Raw genomic sequence first — 17,707 nt, 5'->3', positions numbered from 1 at the left:
CAACTAAAAACCTATGTTAATACTTGGTATTGCTGGCGGAACTGGTAGTGGAAAAACTACTGTTGTAAATCAAATTGTAAAACAATTACCTACAGATGAAGTTTGTGTAATTTCTCAAGATTCATACTATAAAGCTACAGATAGTTTATCTTACGAAGAACGAACAAAAATAAATTTCGATCATCCAAGAGCTATAGATTTCGATTTATTAATAAAGCATTTAAAAGAGCTTAAAAAAGGAAAAACTATAAATCAACCTGTATACTCTTTTGTAACTCATAATAGAACTAAAGATGTTGTAAAAACGCATCCTAGAAAAGTAGTTATTGTAGAAGGTATTTTAATTTTTAACAATCAAGAATTAAGAGATTTATTTGATATCAAAATATTTGTTCATGCAGATACAGACGAACGTTTAATTAGAAGAGTTCGTAGAGATATTTCTGAAAGAGGAAGAGATATAGATGAAGTTTTAGATCGTTATCAAAATACCTTAAAACCAATGCATCAACAGTTTATAGAACCCACAAAAAACTTTGCTGATATGATTATACCAAATGACAGGTATAATACTGTAGCTATAGATATTATAAGAAGTGTGATAAACGAAAGACTATAAATGGGATTTTTTCAAAACTTAAAAAAGAATTTTTTCTTTAAAATTATCACTAATACTTTTGTGATGATTTTAGTTCCTTTTATCATATGGATGCTTTTTTTTGATGAAAACTCTTATTTAGTGCATCGTAAGTTTAACAAAGAAATAAACGATTTAGAAAGCACGATTTCTTTTTACAAAGAGAAAATAAAAAAAGATAAAGAAACCATAAAAAAACTTCAAGATTCTTTAGAGTTAGAACGATTTGCAAGAGAAAAATACTTAATGAAGAAAGAAAACGAAGACATTTATATAATTGAATTTGATACCATAAAAGACTAATGAGTACATTTTTATTTGACGATTTTGATCCTGTTTCAGCTACTGCTTGGAAACAAAAAATTCAAGTAGATTTAAAAGGAGCTGATTATAATGAAACTTTACTTTGGCATACAGATGAAGGCATTACAGTAAAACCTTTTTATACTAAAGAAGACAAGACCAATGCTCAAATAAATTTACCTAAAAAAGGCTTTAACATTTGTCAAACTATTTTTATAGATGACGAAAAAATAGCAAATAGTATAGCTGTAGATGCCCTAAAAAGAGGTGCAAATACAATTCAATTTAAAGCAGATAAAATTTTTGACCCTAAAACTTTATTGAGAGGTTTTCCAGGCCAAACTCCTTTATATTTTAAACTTAGTTTTCTAGATCTTGAGTTTCAAACTAAGCTTGCAGATTTTTGTGATGCAGATAACACTTTTATACAAACAGATATTATTGGAAACTTAGCAGAAACAGGTAATTGGTTTTATAATTTAAAAAAAGACCACGAAATTTTTGATAAAATAGTTTCTGTAACAAATAATAATATTTCAGTTTCTGGAGATTTATATCAAAATGCAGGTGCTAATATTACACAACAATTAGCCTACACTCTAGCTCATGCTAATGAGTATCTAAATCATTTTGGAGGCAAAGTTGCAAATCATATCACTTTTAATTTTGCTGTTGGAGGAAATTACTTCTTTGAAATTGCAAAGTTAAGAGCATTTAGAATATTGTGGGAATCACTATTAAGTCAATATGATATTAATAATATAGAGGCTCATATTTTTACAAAACCTAGTTTACGAAACAAAACCATTTTCGATTACAATACAAATATGTTACGTACAACTTCTGAATGCATGAGTGCTGTTTTAGGAGGTTCTAATACTGTTTGTAATGTGTCTTATGATAGCATTTATCATAAATCTAATGAATTTGGAGAACGTATTTCAAGAAATCAATTATTGATTTTACAGGAAGAAAGTTATTTATCTGAAGCACAGAATTTTGCTGATGGTGCTTATTATATAGAATCTTTAACACTTCAATTAGCAGAAAAAGCATTAGAAATTTTTAAACAAATAGAAAAAGGTGGTGGTTTTTTAAAACAACTTAAAGAAGGTATTATTCAAAAGAAAATTGCTGAAAGCGCAAGCAAAGAAGAAGAAAAGTTTAATACTCAAGAAATTGTGTTATTAGGTACAAATTTACAATCAAATGCTGCAGATAAAATGAAACATGATTTAGAATTGTATCCTTTTGTAAAACAAAGAAATATAAAAACATTAATCACTCCAATTGTTAGAAAACGACTTTCTGAAAACATTGAAAAAAACCGTTTAGAAAATGAGTAGAAAAGATGTTTCCAATATAAAATTAGCTAAAAGCAATCAGCCAAAAGCTAAAGCTTTTTCTCATGAAGATTTTGTTGCAGGTATTGCTCCAAATTTAAGAGGTCCATATTCAACCATGTATGTTCGTAGACCTTGGACAATTAGACAATATGCAGGTTTTTCAACTGCTGAAGAAAGTAATGCATTTTACAGAAGAAATTTAGCTGCTGGTCAAAAAGGATTATCTGTTGCTTTTGATTTAGCCACTCATAGAGGTTACGATTCAGATCATGAACGTGTACAAGGTGATGTTGGAAAAGCAGGAGTTGCCATAGATTCTGTTGAAGACATGAAGGTTTTATTTGACCAAATTCCTTTAGATAAAATGTCGGTCTCTATGACCATGAATGGTGCAGTTTTACCTATTTTGGCTTTCTACATTGTAGCTGCAGAAGAACAAGGAGTATCACCTGAATTATTATCTGGCACAATACAGAATGATATTTTAAAGGAGTTTATGGTTCGAAATACATATATCTACCCTCCTTCTCCATCTATGAAAATTATTGCTGATATTTTTGAATACACAAGCCATAAGATGCCAAAATTTAACTCAATTTCTATCTCTGGTTATCATATGCAAGAAGCAGGTGCAACTGCAGAAATTGAATTAGCTTATACATTAGCAGATGGTTTAGAATATATTAAAAAGGGTTTAGAAGCTGGTATGGATATAGATGCTTTTGCTCCTAGACTTTCTTTCTTTTGGGCAATTGGTATGGATCATTTTAGAGAAATTGCCAAAATGCGTGCTGCAAGAATGTTATGGGCTAAAATTGTGAAGCAATTCAATCCAAAAAACCCAAAATCGTTAGCATTAAGAACTCATTGCCAAACCAGTGGATGGTCTTTAACGGAACAAGATCCTTTTAATAATGTAGCCAGAACAACTATAGAAGCTATGGCTGCTGCTTTTGGTGGTACACAGAGTTTACATACCAATGCTTTAGATGAAGCCATTGCTTTACCTACAGATTTTTCTGCTAGAATTGCAAGAAATACTCAAATTTATTTACAGCAAGAAACCCATATTACAAAAACTGTAGACCCTTGGGCAGGTAGTTATCATGTTGAAAAATTAACTGAACAAATTGCCAACAAAGCTTGGGAGCTAATTCAAGAAGTAGAAGATTTAGGAGGAATGACCAAAGCCATAGAAAAAGGAATTCCTAAATTAAGAATTGAAGAAGCAGCTGCTAAAAAACAGGCTAAAATTGACAGTGGACAAGATGTAATTGTAGGTGTTAATAAATATCAATTAAAAGAAGAAGATCCATTACATATTTTAGAAGTAGATAATGAAGCCGTTAGAAATTCTCAGATAGAAAGATTAACACAACTTAAAGCAAACAGAAATACTAAAGAAGTTGAAAAATCTTTAGTAGCTTTGACTAATGCTGCAAAATCTGGAAAAGAAAATTTATTAGATTTAGCAGTAAAAGCAGCTAGAAATAGAGCAACTTTAGGTGAAATATCTGATGCTTTAGAAGCTGTTTTTGGTAGACATAAAGCTGTAACTAAAACCATATCTGGTGTGTATAGTAAAGAAATAAAAGACGATAAACTCTTTAAACAAGCTAGAAAATTAGCAGATAAATTTGCTGAATTAGAAGGCAGACGTCCACGAATTATGATTGCCAAATTAGGTCAAGATGGTCATGATAGAGGTGCAAAGGTTGTGGCTACAGGTTATGCTGATTTAGGCTTTGATGTAGATATTGGGCCTCTTTTTCAAACACCACAAGAAGCAACCAAACAAGCAGTAGAAAATGATGTACATATTTTAGGTATTTCTTCATTAGCTGCAGGTCATAAAACCTTAGTTCCACAAGTAATTTCAGCATTACAAAAATATGGACGTGAAGATATTATGGTCATTGTTGGTGGTGTAATACCAGCACAAGATTATCAATTCTTATTTGATGCTGGGGCTGTAGGAGTTTTTGGCCCAGGAACAAAAATAGCACAAGCTGCCATAGATTTACTTACTATATTAATTGACAGTGTTTCTGATGAATAATTAGATAAAAGAAAATAAAATCATGAATTCTTTTTCTTTAAACCATATTGCATTATCTGTTAAAGATGTAAATGAGTCAATTTTATTCTATCAAAAAGTCTTTAAATGTAAAGAAATACAAAACACAGCTTCTAATTCTAAAACAAGATGGTTAAGTTTTAGTGATAATAGACAATTACATCTTATTCCTCGTCCAAATTTTGAAATTAAAGTAAATAAAGCAGTGCACTTTGCTCTATCAACTAAAGATTTTGACGAATTCATAACACATTTAATCAATTTAAAAATCAATTTTTCTGATTGGAAAGACGAATCAAACAAAGTTTTTATTCGTCAAGATGGTATAAAACAAGTTTATTTTCAAGATCCAAATGGATATTGGATTGAAGTCAATAATGACGTTTAAAAAATCATAAAACAAATTCTTTTTATATTTAGTATCTTGTTTATCTAAATCACTAACTAAATATGAAAAGACTATTTACATCTTTAGTATTGCTTTTATTTATTAGCACTACTTTAATAGCACAATCCAAAAAACTTTCTAAAAATAAGAAAGCACTTGTAGCATCTGTTGAAAAACACAAACAGGCATTAATTAAAATTAGTGATGCTATTTGGGCTGCAGCAGAAACTGCTTTTGAAGAAAATAAATCATCAGAAATTTTAGCTTCATATGCAGAGCAACAAGGTTTTACTGTTGAAAGAGGAGTCGCAGATATTCCTACTGCTTTTGTGGCTACTTATGGTTCTGGAAAACCAGTAATTAGTGTTCTAGGTGAATTTGATGCATTGCCAGGAATTTCTCAAAAAGCAAAACCAACAAAAGATCCATTAGTACCAAATGGAAATGGTCATGGCTGTGGACACAATTTGTTTGGAGCAGGTAGTTTAGGTGCTGCAATTGCTATAAAAGAGTTAATTGAACAAGGAAAAATTAAAGGAACAGTTAAGTTTTTTGGCACACCAAGTGAAGAAAAATTCTTTGGTAAAATATGGATGGTTAAAGCTGGTCTTTGGAATGACGTAGATGTAAATATTAGTTGGCATCCTGCACCTGTAACAGAATCTGATGTACAAAGTTCTTTGGCTTTGGTCGATTTTAAAGTAGAGTTTTTTGGACAAGCAGCTCATGCAGCAGCAGACCCTTGGAATGGGCGTTCTGCATCAGATGCTCTTGAGTTATATGCTGCTGGTATTAACAGCTATAGAGAGCATGTTAAACCCAATGTAAGAATGCATTATCACATTCAAGATGGAGGTCAAGTAGTAAACGTAGTTCCAGATTATTCTAGAATTTGGGTAAGAGTTAGAGATACAAAACGAGAAGGAATGATGCCTGTTTACAAACGTGTTATGAAAATGGCTGAAGGTGCAGCTATTATGGCTGATGTAGATTATAAAGTTTCTTTAATATCTGGTATCTACGAAATTTTAGTAAATAGAGCTGGAGGAGAAATCATGCAAGAAAACTTAGAACTTTTAGGCCCAATTTCATATACAGATGATGAAATTACATTTGGCAAAAAAATACAAGAAGCCACTAAAAAACCACAAATTGGTATGGATAGTAAAATTAATCCTTTAAGAGTTACAGAAAAAAATCCTGGTGGAGGAAGTACAGATGTGGGTGATGTAAGTTGGAATGTACCTAACATAAACTTACGAGTTACTGTAGCTCCAAAAGATACTCCTTGGCATTCATGGGCTGTAGTAGCTTGTGGTGGTATGAGTATTGGACATAAAGGAATGATTTATTCTAGTAAAGCCATGTCAATGACTATGTTAGATTTATTTGAAAATCCAGATTTGGTAAATAAAGTAAAAGCAGAATACAAAGAACGTAAAGGCGATGTAGTTTATAAACCTATTATCCCTGAAGGACCACCACCAATTCCTAATAAAAAGTAAAGCTTAAGATGAAAAAAATAACCTATTATTTTTTAATGACTTTAGGTATACTTAGTGTACTTGTAGGTCTATTTTCTTTATTTAAAGGAGGAGATTTTAACGCTTACTTTTATGCTATTTTTATAGGTATTACTTTAATTGGCACTACCTACTATAATCAAAAACAGAAAAACAAAAAACTGTAACTTTAAAATCAAACGCGTTAAACAAAATATTTTATGCGTTAAAAAAAACTGTGTTTGCCATCGATCTTTGTAAGAAAATCAACATATGGCAATTTTAGGAAATATTATAAAAGGAGTAATTGGTATCACAGACACACTTAGTGCAGAACCCAATCATAAAGTAAATCAAGAAAAAGTACTTAAAAAATTATTAGAAACGGCTCAGCAAACTCAGTTTGGTGAACATTATAATTTTAATAGTATTTTAAAAAGTGATAACCTTAGCAAGTCTTTTGCAGAAAAGGTTCCTTATTTTGATTATCATCAAATGAATGAAAAATGGTGGCACAAACTTCATAAAGGTGAAACTGATGTTACTTGGCCAAACATTCCTTCTTATTTTGCACTTAGTTCTGGTACTACAGGAAAAAAAAGTAAAAGAATTCCTGTTACCAATGAAATGATAGAAGCTATTAGAAGCTCTGGAATTAAACAAGTTTTATCATTAAATAACTTTGATTTACCTGCAGATTTTTTTGAAAAAGAAATAATGATGTTAGGTAGTTCTACAGACTTACAAGAAAAAAACAATCATTTAGAAGGCGAAATTAGCGGAATTAGCGCTAGTAATATCCCTTTTTGGTTTAAAGGTTATTATAAACCTGGTGAAGAAATTGCGCAAATTGACGATTGGGATGAAAGAGTTGAGCATATAGCTAAAAATGCAAAAAACTGGGATATTGGTGCTTTAAGTGGTATACCAGCTTGGATAGAATTAATGATGCAAAAAGTAATTGAATATCACAACTTAAATAATATTCATGAAATATGGCCAAATCTTCAAGTATATACTTCTGGTGGTGTGGCTTTTGGTCCTTATGAAAAAAGTTTTAAAGCACTTTTAGGAAAACCTGTAACTGTAATAGATACGTATCTAGCCTCAGAAGGATACATTGCAACACAAACAAGACCAGAAACAGAAGCTATGCAACTAAACACTGAAAATGGTATTTACTTTGAATTTGTTCCTATGCATCCAGATTACATTAAAGAAGATGGTTCTCTTAAAAATAATGCACCTTCATTAACATTAAAAGAAGTAGAATTAGATAAAGACTATATTTTAGTTATTAGTACAGTTTCTGGTGCTTGGCGTTATTTAATTGGAGATACTATAAAATTTACTAATATTGAAAAAGCAGAAATAAAAATTACAGGGAGAACTAAGTTCTTTTTAAATACTGTAGGTTCTCAGCTTTCTGTTAATAAAATGGATGATGCTATAAAACATCTAGAAGAAAAATTTTCTACTCAAATTACAGAATATACCATTTGTGCAAAACGTTTTGAAGATGATGAATTTTACCATTCTTGGTATTTAGGAACTAAATTAAATGCTGATGAAAAAGAAATTGCAAATGCTTTAGATAAGTTTTTAAAAGATGCGAATAAAAACTATAAAGTTGCAAGAAATAAAGCTTTACATGGAGTTAAGGTTAAAATTATTCCTGTCGAAAAATTTCACGAATGGAATGATAAAAACAAGAAAAAAGGTGGTCAAGTTAAGATGGCTAGAGTTATGAAAGAAGATAAATTTGCTAAATGGGAAGAATTTGTAAATTAATATTTACAAACTTTTTTTATACTACATTCTCACTTATTAATTTATCTCTTTTTTCTATTAATTGCATAATTTCTTCTGGAGATAAGTAATATCTCTTGATTCTTTCTTTGTATTTTTTTGTAATATCTGCATGATTTAAAATAAAGTTTTTAGTCTTTAAAATATACTTTTCCATGTTATGCTCAACTGCAAATCTATCTGCAGCTCTTTCTGCTTCAACAATATGATTATCAGAAAATAAGTACTTTAATCCAAACCAAATTAAATTAAGTCTATTTCTGTGCTGATAATCCATAATATGTCCTAATTCATGACCTATCCAACCAATAAAAATATCATCAGGTATATCTAATGTAGAAAAATCTTTACCTGCAATTTTAAAATTCTTACTGATTAAAATTAAAAACTTTCTCTTTTTTTTAGATTTAAAAAAACTATCAAATGTAGGTCTAGCTTGCATTGTAGACTTCTTAATATTTTTCTTTAATTTAAACTCAATATTAATATTATCTAATTGCGGATAATAACTTAATGCTGTTTTTACTCTTTTTTCTATACTAGTGGGTATCTTGTGATGCTTACTCATTTCTTTACATGTTTTTTAACAATTAAATATAGCTTTAAGTCAAAGGTTTTCTGTGCTTTTATGCTTAAATTTGTAACTCTTTTAAAAAGCCTAAATTTTAGATGAAAAATTTTTTTAATTTCCTCTACTCTACACGTTTGATGGCAGTTTTATTTATCTTATTTGCGACAGCAATGGGAGTTGCCACTTTTATAGAAAATGATTTTGGAACACAAACTGCAAAAGCCTTAGTTTATAGTTCTTGGTGGTTTGAAGCTATCATGATCTTCTTTGTGATTAATTTTTTCGGTAATATTTTTAGATATCGATTATACAAAAAAGAAAAATGGGCAGTTTTAATGTTTCATTTGGCTTTTTTATTCATCATAATTGGAGCTGGAGTTACTAGATATATTGGTTATGAAGGCATAATGTTAATAGACGAAGGTGAAACTACAAACACATTTTTATCAGAAACCACCTACATAAATGCTATTGTTGATAATGGCAGCATGCAAAAACCTGATATTAATAAACCTATTTTACTTTCTGCTTGGGGTGATAATTCTTGGTCTTATCAAGATAGGTTTAACACTAAAGAAGAGCAAAAGGATTTTAAATTTACACTCGTAGATTATATTCCTTGGGCAGAAGAAAAGTTTGTAGAAGATGAAAATGGAGATGAATATTTATTTTTAGTAGAATCTTCTAGTGGAAATAGACATGAGCATTACATTAAGTCAGGAGAAATTCAAAATATTCATAATGTCTTAGTAGGCTATAATGCTAATGAAGAAAATGCAACTATTAATATTTTTAAAAGAAATGATAGCTTAAAAATAGCTGCAAAATTTGATGGTAATTATCAAGTTATGGCAACTATGAATAAAGGAACTGTTACTAAAGACAGTGTTCAAGCATTTAATTTAAGAGCCTTATACAATGTAGCTGATTTGCCATTTGTTGTTCCTCAATATCCTCAAAAAGGAAAAATGACAAAAACAAGTGGACCAAAAGATGATAAAAAATTAGATATCGTTGTTTTAGATGTTACATCTGGTGATGAAACAAAAAGAGTTGAATTATTAGGTGGTAAATTTAGTAATGACAATTTAGAAGAGTTTTCTGTAAACGGATTAAACTTTAGAATGTGGTATGGAGCAAAAATTTTAAAAACTCCTTTTTCTATTAAGTTAAATGATTTTCAATTAGAGAAATATCCAGGATCAGAAAGTGCTGCTTCTTATGCTAGTGAAGTAACTGTGATTGCACCAGAAGAAACTTTTGATTTCAGAATTTTTATGAATAATATTCTAAATTATAAAGGCTACAAATTCTTTCAGGCAAGTTATGATTTATCTGGAGGTAAAGAACAAACACACTTATCTGTAAACCACGATTGGTGGGGTACTTTTATAACCTATTTAGGTTATTCGTTATTATATACAGGTATGATTTGCATCTTCTTTGCAAAGAACACACGTTTTGATTCTTTAAAAAATTCACTTAGAAAAATTAGAAAAAAGAAAGCAACACTTTCTATAATTGGCGCTTTATTTTTATCGAGTTTTACATTTAGTCAACATACCAATCATGTAGTGTCTAATCAACAAATAGATTCTATTTTAAAAGCAAATTTAGTTTCTTTAGAACATGCAGAAGAGTTTAATAAATTAGTAATACAAGATGCTGGAGGTAGAATGAAACCAGCACACACTTTTGCATCAGAATTGGTAAGAAAAGTAAGTCAGACTGAGACTTTACACAATATGAAACCAAGTCAGGTTTTATTATCAATTATAGAAAACTCAAGATTATGGTATGAAGTACCTGCAGTTTATTTAGAGAAACAAAACTTAAAAATAAGAGAGCAATTAGGTTTAGCTGATACTGTTAAATATGCTAGATTATCTGATTTTTTTACAAACAGAGGTGAATATAAAATTAGAGAACAAGTTACTGAAGCTCAAAAGAAAAAGATTCAAAATAAATTTGAACAAGATTTAATAAAAATAGATAGAAGAGTTGGTTTGTTATATAGTGCTATTGGAGGTGGAATTTTAAAAATATTTCCAATACCTAATGATGAAAATAACAAATGGGTTTCTCAACCAGAAACATTTAGCACTAAAGGATTTAAAGCATCAGACACTGTTTTTGTTCGTAAATCACTACCTCTTTATGTTCAATTATTGCAAACAGCAAAAAAGACGAATGATTACTCTAAGGCTAACCAAGTTTTAGAGGGTATTAAAAAATACCAAAAAACATATGGTGCAGAAATATATCCATCAGATAATAAGATAGAATTAGAAATTGCTTACAATAGATACAACATCTTTAAAAAACTAATTCGTTATTATGGCTTAGCAAGTTTACTGTTAATCGTTTTTGTAATTGCACAAATCTTTAGTACTAAAAAATGGATTAGATATGTAGTAAAAGCATTAATTGGTTTTGTAATTCTGTTATTTTTAATGCATACTGCAGGGTTAATTGCTAGATGGTATATAAGTGGTAATGCACCTTGGAGTAATGCTTACGAATCTATAATTTATGTAGCATTTACAACCATGTTATTTGGTTTTTATCTTGGAAGAAAATCAGCATTAACTATTGCTGCAACTACATTTGTAACTTCAATAATTTTGTTTGTAGCTGGTATGAATTGGTTAGATCCAGAGATTGCCAACTTACAACCAGTATTAAATTCTTGGTGGTTATTAGTTCATGTTTCAATTATTGTAGCAAGTTATGGACCATTAACATTAGGTATGATTTTAGGAATATTTGCACTCTTTTTAATGTTGTTTACTACCAAAAACAATAAAAAGAAGATGGATGTAAATATCAAAGAAATTACCATTATTAATGAAATGGCTGTAACTGTTGGTGTTGTAATGCTTACTATTGGAAACTTTTTAGGAGGTATGTGGGCTAACGAAAGTTGGGGTCGTTATTGGGGTTGGGATCCAAAAGAAACTTGGGCCTTAATTTCTATTATGATTTATGCTTTTGTTTTGCATATGCGTTTAATACCAGGATTAAGAGGAAGATATACATTTAACCTATGGACAGTAATTGCTTACGCATCAATAATGATGACTTATTTTGGCGTTAATTTCTATTTATCTGGGTTACATTCTTATGCAAGTGGAGATAGAGTAATTACACCAACTTTTATATACTATTCTGTTGGTTTTGTTATCGTTTTAGGAATTTTATCTTGGTTTAAATACAAAAAACATTATAGCAAGTAGACTTCTCTATTTAAGAGAAAAATGTATTTTTGCTCACTTAAAAATCAAACAAAATGTTTAATAAAAATATAAAATTAATTATAGCAGGTTTAATTACAGTTTGGGCTGTATACGAATTTAGCCAAGTCAATATTATGAATGGTATTACTATTCTTTTATTAGCAGGTTTATTTGTATTGCTTTATTTTAAAAACGAATTTATTTTACTAGCCTTTTTACAATTAAGAAAGCAAAACTTTGATGGGGCTAGAAAATGGTTAGGTTATATAAAAAATCCTGAAGCTGCTTTAACCACAAAACAACAAGGATATTATAACTATTTGCATGGTATTATGTTAAGCCAAACTAATATTACACAAGCTGAAAAGTATTTAAGAAAAGCTGTAAAATTAGGTTTAGCTATGGACCATGATTTAGCGATGGCAAAATTACAATTAGCAGGAATTGCCATGACTAAAAGACGTAAACGTGAAGCAACTAATTTAATGGCAGAAGCTAAAAAGTTAGATAAGCATGGTATGCTTAAAGAGCAAATGCAAATGATGAAACAACAGATGAAAAAGATATAATCTTTTCAATGACAATAAAGAAAAATCCGCTTATTAGCGGATTTTTTTATTTATAAATTTTTAATAATAGAAATTATGCCTACAACAAATAAAATTAGAACCCCTAAATATAATTTTAACTTCCCAAAAGATTCACTTTCTACAACAACATCTTCCAAATCTGTTTTATAAATAAAATAGAAAGCAATAAGAGATAATAATATCAAAACTAACCCTGTTATCAATATTATTTAAGCCTTGTTAAAGTCAAATCTTGATTGTATTGTATGATAAACACCCCTTTGTTTTCTGGAACTCTATCACTATCTCTATAATCAAATTTTGTTTCTACTCTTTTAGAAAATCCTTCAGAAAAAGTATCTTCTAGTTTTTTGCCAGAAGCTAATCGCATTAAAATATCATAAGTAATATCAAAACCTTTTGTTGCATAATAAGAAGGTAAAGCTTTGTTCTTTTTAAGATATTGACCATTAAAACTAATAGCTTCAAAAGAAGAAGTATCAGAAAATTCATCACTTACATAAGTAAAGCCAATTTTTGCTAATTTGTTATTATCTATCTTTTCAAAGACGTTACTTTTATCAGTGGCAAAAACCTTTACAGTTGTTTCTTCAGGTAAACTTATTAAACTGTTTATAGCATCTGAAACTAACAATTGATCATTAGAAGTTAATATTACCCAGTTTTTAGTGTTAGATTGTAATAAATTAATAATTCTACTTTTCTCAATATAACCATCTTGAGGTGTAATGATATTAATTAATGCATTAGTACTAAATTGTAATGATGCTTGCATTGTGTTGCTGGCTTGTAAATTTTCGAAACTATTATCACTAACAATAACAATGTTTCCATCAACCATATTATCTTTAATATAACTTGTTAAGACATCTCTAAACATCTTTTTATCTGGAGATGTTTTAATAATATTTCGATTAGCAAAAGAAGATTGATTTTTAGAATATACAGGAAAAACAACTGGTATATTAACACTTGAGGCTATTGTTTGAGCTTCATCTGAATAAAAAGGACCAATGACAACATCATTATCATTAAGGTTTTTATCATATATGATGTCTCCCAAATTATTTGCCCCTCTTTCTCCAGTATCAAAAACACTTAAATCTATATTTACTCCTTTATTTCTTAAAGAGTCTACTGCTAATTCAGCTCCTAAATAGAAATCTGTAGCAATATTTAACAATGCTGCATCTTTAGCAAAAATTTGTTTTAATGTAAGTGTATCTACTTGATATTTATATGTCTTTAATGGTAATAATAAGGCTACTTTTAAATCTTTATTAAAATCAATATAATCTTCATATTCATCTTCATCAATGATCTCTGGAATTATCTCTTTAATTTTTAAAACCATGCCTAGCTTTAAACCTTCTTTTAACTCAGGATTTAAAACAAGTAATTCTTGTCTATTTACTCCAAATCTTTTTTCAATATTGTAAAAAGTATCTCCCTTTTTAATCTCATAAACCTCGAAGTTTTTAAATACATTTTCTATAACTGTACTATCTTTATCTATAATTACTTTATTAGAAATTGTATCTAATTTTTCTTCAATAACTTCTTTCTTTGTTGGCTTTTTTAAATTATTTAGTTTTTGTTCTGGGACAACTAGAAAAGTATTTGGTTTTGGTTCACCAACAACATCAGGATTTAAACGAAGCAATTTTTCTGTTTTCATATTTAACTTCTGAGCAATTTGGCTCATAGTTTCTCCTTTTTTAACTTTATACTGTATGTATCTTTTTTGCTGTCCGCAAGAAACTGTGAAAGTTAAAATACACAGAAAAATAAAAAACTTTAAATGCTTCATATATTTTATTCCCATTCTATAGTTGCAGGTGGTTTAGAGCTAATATCATATACTACTCTATTTACACCTTTTACTTGATTTATTATTTTGTTAGACGTTTTTTGTAAAAACTTATAAGGTAAATCTACCCAATCTGCAGTCATACCATCTGTACTTTCTACAGCTCTTAAAGCTACTACTTTTTCATAGGTTCTTTCATCACCCATCACTCCAACAGAGTTTACAGGCAACAACATAGCTCCTGCTTGCCAAACGCTATCATACAATCCATCTTCTTTTAATCCGTTTATAAAGATAGCATCTACTTCTTGTAAAATACGCACTTTTTCAGCGGTAATATCTCCAAGAATTCTGATTCCTAATCCAGGACCAGGAAATGGATGACGACCTAAAAGTGCAGCATCTATACCTAATGAAGCTCCTACTCTTCTTACCTCATCTTTAAATATCATTCGTAAAGGCTCTACAATTTTAAGTTTCATAAAATCTGGTAAGCCTCCTACATTATGATGACTTTTAATGGTTGCTGATGGACCTCCATTTACAGACACAGACTCAATAACATCAGGATAAATAGTACCTTGAGCTAACCATTTCACATCTTTTATTTTATGCGCTTCATCGTCAAAAACATCTATAAAGGTATTTCCAATTGCCTTACGTTTTCCTTCAGGATCTGTTATTCCTTCTAATTTTTTTAAGAATCGTTCTGATGCATCTACTCCTTTAACGTTTAAACCCATACCTTCGTATTGATTTAATACATTTTTGAACTCATTTTTTCTTAACAAACCATTATTTACAAAAATACAATACAGGTTTTTACCTATTGCTTTGTGTAATAAAACAGCTGCCACAGTTGAATCTACTCCTCCAGAAAGCCCTAAAACAACTTTATCATTACCTACTTTTTCTTTAATAGCATCAACTGTACTTTCTACAAATGAATCTGGTGTCCAAGTTTGTGCTACTTCTGCAATATCTACCAAAAAGTTTGCCAATAATTGTTTACCATCTTTAGAATGGTATACTTCTGGGTGAAACTGAATTCCGAAAGTTTGTTCTCCTTCAATTTTATAAGCTGCGTTTTCAACATCAGCAGTACTAGCTAATAAAATTCCGTTTTCTGGCAATTGCTTAATTGTATCTGAATGACTCATCCAAACTTGACTACCTTCAGAAATATTTTTAAAGAATTCTTCACCTGTTTTAATAAAAGACAAGTTAGCTCTACCATATTCTCTAGTGTTCGATTCTGCTACTTTTCCTCCAGAAAAGTGTGCTAAATACTGAGCACCATAACAAACTGCTAAAACAGGTTTTTTACCTCTAATTTTAGATAAATCTGGATGTAAAACTTGCTCACCTCTTACAGAGTTTGGGCTACCAGATAAAATAACAGCCTTAAAGCTATCTAAATTGTCTGGTATATGGTTAAAAGGATGAATTTCGCAGTAAATATTTAGTTCTCTTACTCTTCTTGCAATTAATTGCGTGTATTGAGAACCAAAGTCTAATATAAGTACATTGTGTTGTTGCATGCGCAAAAATAATATTTTGATATGATTTTTACGATATAAGGTTAGGAATTTTTAGAACAAATTAGAATTCGTGAAAAATCTTGAGAATTTAGCTTTAATAGATCAGTAAGTGTTTTCTAATATTTATATACAATAGCATTTATATTCATACCTGCACCCACTGAAGCTAAAATAATTACATCTCCTATATGTACTTCTTGATCTTTTATTTTACCTTTTAAAACTAAGTCTAACAAAGTAGGCACTGTTGCTACAGAACTATTACCTAATTTATGAATACTCATAGGCATTACTCCTTCAGGTATTGGTTTTTTATACAATCTATAAAAACGTTTAATGATGGCTTCATCCATCTTTTCATTGGCTTGATGAATAAATACTTTTTTTACATCATCTATATTTACGCCACTTTTATCTAAAGCTATTTTCATTGCTTTTGGCACATTTGTGATGGCAAACTCATAAATTTTTCGACCAAACATTTTTATATAACGAATGTTTTGATCTTCGCTTTTATTGTATGAACCTCCATAATGTAAAAAAAAGGCTTCATCTTTTGCAAAAGTCTGAGAAGCATGACTTAAAATACCAGAATCTTGGTCTTCAGTTTTTTCAATAATACAAGCACCTGCTCCATCACTATAAATCATAGAATCTCTATCGAACTTATCTACCACTCTAGATAATGTCTCTGCACCAATTACCAAACATTTTTTTGCAATACCAGCTTTAATAAAAGCTTGTGCTTGTATAACACCTTCTACCCAACCAGGACAACCAAATAAAACATCATAAGCCACACAGTTTGGATTTTCTATACCCAATTTATACTTAACTCTTGTAGCTAAACTTGGCAAAGTATCTCCTTGTATAGCTCCTTGCTTTAGGTCTCCAAAATTATGAGCAAAAATGATGTAGTCTAATTCTTCTTTATTAACTTTTGCATCTTCAATGGCTTTTTCTGAAGCAAAAAAGGCTAAGTCTGAAGTTTTGTATTTATCAACAGCATAACGTCTTTCTTCAATACCTGTTATGGCTTTAAACTTTTCTATAATTTCTTCATTAGGTGAAGCAAAATCTGAACCATCATTATTTAAAAAACGATCTTCTAAAAAATCTGTGTTTTCTTTTTTTAGTGAAGGAATAAAAGTACCTGTACCTGTTATTTTAGATGAAATCATTGAAGCAAAAGTTTAGACCTCAAAGTTATACATCGTTAACCTTTTTTTGAGTGATTATAAAAAAAGCACCCGAAACTCAATCTAACGAAATCGATTTCATTAAAATATGAAAAATCTCCTGAAGACTATATATACTTAAGCCTACTAAAACTTAACTAAACATATTATGTGTAAAAAAATACGATACCCAACCAAAAAACGAAGCTACTTAAAGACTGGAGCCATCAAAAGAAAAAGGCAACAAATCCACTAAAGAGTTTGTTTTAACAATCTCGCCTACTTCCCCCATAAAAAGAATTGGGAATGATTGATTTTGTTTCACTTCATATTCAAGTAAAGATTGTCTACAAGCTCCACAAGGCCCTACAGGTTTGTCTACTTTTTTTAGTTTTGAACTTGCTGTTATAGCTATTTTTTTAATTTTAATATCAGGATACTCACTTCCTGCTTTCCAAATAGCTACTCTTTCTGCACACATGCCTGAAGGATAAGCTGCATTTTCTTGATTACTCCCTAAAATAACTTTATTATTTTCTAATAAAATAGCTGCACCTACTGTAAATTTTGAATAAGGTGCATAAGATGAATTTTTAGCTTTTATAGCTGCATCCATCAACATTTTATCTTCAGAAGCAAGCTCTGAAATATCATCAAATAAGGTTATTGTAGTTGAAATGTTTACGTTTCTCATAACTAAAGGTGTCAAAAAAAGCAGT

General features: G+C 29.8%; 15 protein-coding genes. 10 read left to right on the top strand and 5 right to left on the bottom strand.

Translation table 11 applies throughout. The annotated features are described in order from the left end of the window. The first annotated feature begins 13 nt into the window (after positions 1–13). From udk to ACFOWD_RS12640, 8 genes are all read left to right on the top strand, one after another. The gene (gene udk / locus ACFOWD_RS12675; protein WP_298994173.1) at positions 14–619 is read left to right on the top strand and encodes a uridine kinase; all 606 of its coding nucleotides are present in this window, start codon (positions 14–16) and stop codon (positions 617–619) included. Continuing rightward, the gene (locus tag ACFOWD_RS12670; RefSeq protein WP_298994175.1) at positions 620–940 is read left to right on the top strand and encodes an FtsB family cell division protein; all 321 of its coding nucleotides are present in this window, start codon (positions 620–622) and stop codon (positions 938–940) included. Then, entirely contained in the window at positions 940–2,286 is a 1,347-nt protein-coding gene (locus ACFOWD_RS12665; RefSeq protein WP_377411122.1) for a methylmalonyl-CoA mutase subunit beta, read from the top strand. Before ACFOWD_RS12670 ends, ACFOWD_RS12665 begins: the two co-directional genes overlap by 1 nt. Then, positions 2,279–4,345 carry a methylmalonyl-CoA mutase gene (gene scpA, locus ACFOWD_RS12660; RefSeq protein ID WP_377411119.1) on the top strand — a complete coding sequence of 689 codons (2,067 nt, stop codon included), beginning with the start codon at positions 2,279–2,281 and terminating at the stop codon, positions 4,343–4,345. Before ACFOWD_RS12665 ends, scpA begins: the two co-directional genes overlap by 8 nt. 22 nt (positions 4,346–4,367) lie before the next feature. Next, positions 4,368–4,751 carry a VOC family protein gene (locus tag ACFOWD_RS12655; protein ID WP_377411117.1) on the top strand — a complete coding sequence of 128 codons (384 nt, stop codon included), beginning with the start codon at positions 4,368–4,370 and terminating at the stop codon, positions 4,749–4,751. 62 nt (positions 4,752–4,813) lie between these two features. After that, positions 4,814–6,256 carry an amidohydrolase gene (locus ACFOWD_RS12650; protein WP_377411115.1) on the top strand — a complete coding sequence of 481 codons (1,443 nt, stop codon included), beginning with the start codon at positions 4,814–4,816 and terminating at the stop codon, positions 6,254–6,256. 8 nt (positions 6,257–6,264) lie between these two features. Beyond that, a complete protein-coding gene (locus tag ACFOWD_RS12645; protein WP_377411113.1) occupies positions 6,265–6,441 on the top strand; it encodes a hypothetical protein in 177 nt (58 codons plus the stop codon). A gap of 85 nt (positions 6,442–6,526) precedes the next feature. Then, complete coding sequence (locus ACFOWD_RS12640; protein WP_377411111.1) at positions 6,527–8,044, top strand: GH3 family domain-containing protein; 1,518 nt, start codon at positions 6,527–6,529, stop codon at positions 8,042–8,044. Between the two features lie 16 nt (positions 8,045–8,060). Here ACFOWD_RS12640 and ACFOWD_RS12635 read toward each other — a convergent pair whose 3' ends face one another. Then, the gene (locus ACFOWD_RS12635; protein ID WP_377411109.1) at positions 8,061–8,630 is read right to left on the bottom strand and encodes a hypothetical protein; all 570 of its coding nucleotides are present in this window, start codon (positions 8,628–8,630) and stop codon (positions 8,061–8,063) included. A gap of 101 nt (positions 8,631–8,731) precedes the next feature. Here ACFOWD_RS12635 and ccsA point away from each other — a divergent pair, with 101 nt between their 5' ends. Together ccsA and ACFOWD_RS12625 are read left to right on the top strand one after the other, a co-directional pair. Then, a complete protein-coding gene (gene ccsA / locus ACFOWD_RS12630) occupies positions 8,732–11,869 on the top strand; it encodes a cytochrome c biogenesis protein CcsA (protein WP_377411107.1) in 3,138 nt (1,045 codons plus the stop codon). Between the two features lie 53 nt (positions 11,870–11,922). Beyond that, complete coding sequence (locus tag ACFOWD_RS12625) at positions 11,923–12,438, top strand: DUF2892 domain-containing protein (protein WP_377411105.1); 516 nt, start codon at positions 11,923–11,925, stop codon at positions 12,436–12,438. 226 nt (positions 12,439–12,664) lie between these two features. Here the strand turns inward: ACFOWD_RS12625 and ACFOWD_RS12620 are convergent, their stop codons facing one another. From ACFOWD_RS12620 to cdd, 4 genes are all read right to left on the bottom strand, one after another. After that, a complete protein-coding gene (locus tag ACFOWD_RS12620; protein WP_449301193.1) occupies positions 12,665–14,137 on the bottom strand; it encodes a LysM peptidoglycan-binding domain-containing protein in 1,473 nt (490 codons plus the stop codon). 137 nt (positions 14,138–14,274) lie between these two features. After that, positions 14,275–15,810 (bottom strand): glutamine-hydrolyzing GMP synthase, encoded by a 1,536-nt coding sequence (gene guaA, locus ACFOWD_RS12615; protein ID WP_377411101.1) that lies wholly within the window; start codon positions 15,808–15,810, stop codon positions 14,275–14,277. A 116-nt stretch (positions 15,811–15,926) separates the two neighbouring features. Further along, positions 15,927–16,991, bottom strand: a complete 1,065-nt coding sequence (locus ACFOWD_RS12610) for a 3-oxoacyl-ACP synthase III family protein (RefSeq protein ID WP_377411099.1) — start codon at positions 16,989–16,991, stop codon at positions 15,927–15,929. Between the two features lie 208 nt (positions 16,992–17,199). Next, positions 17,200–17,682: a cytidine deaminase gene (gene cdd, locus ACFOWD_RS12605; RefSeq protein ID WP_377411097.1), complete on the bottom strand. Its 483-nt coding sequence runs from the start codon at positions 17,680–17,682 to the stop codon at positions 17,200–17,202. Between the last annotated feature and the right edge of the window lie 25 nt (positions 17,683–17,707).

The sequence above is a fragment of the Polaribacter marinivivus genome (assembly GCF_042651285.1).
Classification (GTDB): Bacteria; Bacteroidota; Bacteroidia; order Flavobacteriales; family Flavobacteriaceae; genus Polaribacter; species Polaribacter marinivivus.
The sequence above is the reverse complement of the archived record's forward strand: the minus strand, read 5'-3'. Positions and strand labels throughout refer to the sequence as shown.

Excerpts from the sequence above, each read along its gene's own strand:
- udk (WP_298994173.1), top strand. The coding sequence starts at position 14 with ATGTTAATACTTGGTATTGCTGGCGGAACTGGTAGTGGAAAAACTACT.
- ACFOWD_RS12665 (WP_377411122.1), top strand. The coding sequence starts at position 940 with ATGAGTACATTTTTATTTGACGATTTTGATCCTGTTTCAGCTACTGCT.
- ccsA (WP_377411107.1), top strand. The coding sequence starts at position 8,732 with ATGAAAAATTTTTTTAATTTCCTCTACTCTACACGTTTGATGGCAGTT.
- ACFOWD_RS12620 (WP_449301193.1), bottom strand. The coding sequence starts at position 14,137 with ATGAAAACAGAAAAATTGCTTCGTTTAAATCCTGATGTTGTTGGTGAA.
- ACFOWD_RS12640 (WP_377411111.1), top strand. The coding sequence starts at position 6,527 with ATGGCAATTTTAGGAAATATTATAAAAGGAGTAATTGGTATCACAGAC.
- ACFOWD_RS12645 (WP_377411113.1), top strand. The coding sequence starts at position 6,265 with ATGAAAAAAATAACCTATTATTTTTTAATGACTTTAGGTATACTTAGT.
- ACFOWD_RS12635 (WP_377411109.1), bottom strand. The coding sequence starts at position 8,630 with ATGAGTAAGCATCACAAGATACCCACTAGTATAGAAAAAAGAGTAAAA.
- ACFOWD_RS12625 (WP_377411105.1), top strand. The coding sequence starts at position 11,923 with ATGTTTAATAAAAATATAAAATTAATTATAGCAGGTTTAATTACAGTT.
- scpA (WP_377411119.1), top strand. The coding sequence starts at position 2,279 with ATGAGTAGAAAAGATGTTTCCAATATAAAATTAGCTAAAAGCAATCAG.
- ACFOWD_RS12655 (WP_377411117.1), top strand. The coding sequence starts at position 4,368 with ATGAATTCTTTTTCTTTAAACCATATTGCATTATCTGTTAAAGATGTA.
- ACFOWD_RS12610 (WP_377411099.1), bottom strand. The coding sequence starts at position 16,991 with ATGATTTCATCTAAAATAACAGGTACAGGTACTTTTATTCCTTCACTA.
- ACFOWD_RS12670 (WP_298994175.1), top strand. The coding sequence starts at position 620 with ATGGGATTTTTTCAAAACTTAAAAAAGAATTTTTTCTTTAAAATTATC.
- ACFOWD_RS12650 (WP_377411115.1), top strand. The coding sequence starts at position 4,814 with ATGAAAAGACTATTTACATCTTTAGTATTGCTTTTATTTATTAGCACT.
- guaA (WP_377411101.1), bottom strand. The coding sequence starts at position 15,810 with ATGCAACAACACAATGTACTTATATTAGACTTTGGTTCTCAATACACG.
- cdd (WP_377411097.1), bottom strand. The coding sequence starts at position 17,682 with ATGAGAAACGTAAACATTTCAACTACAATAACCTTATTTGATGATATT.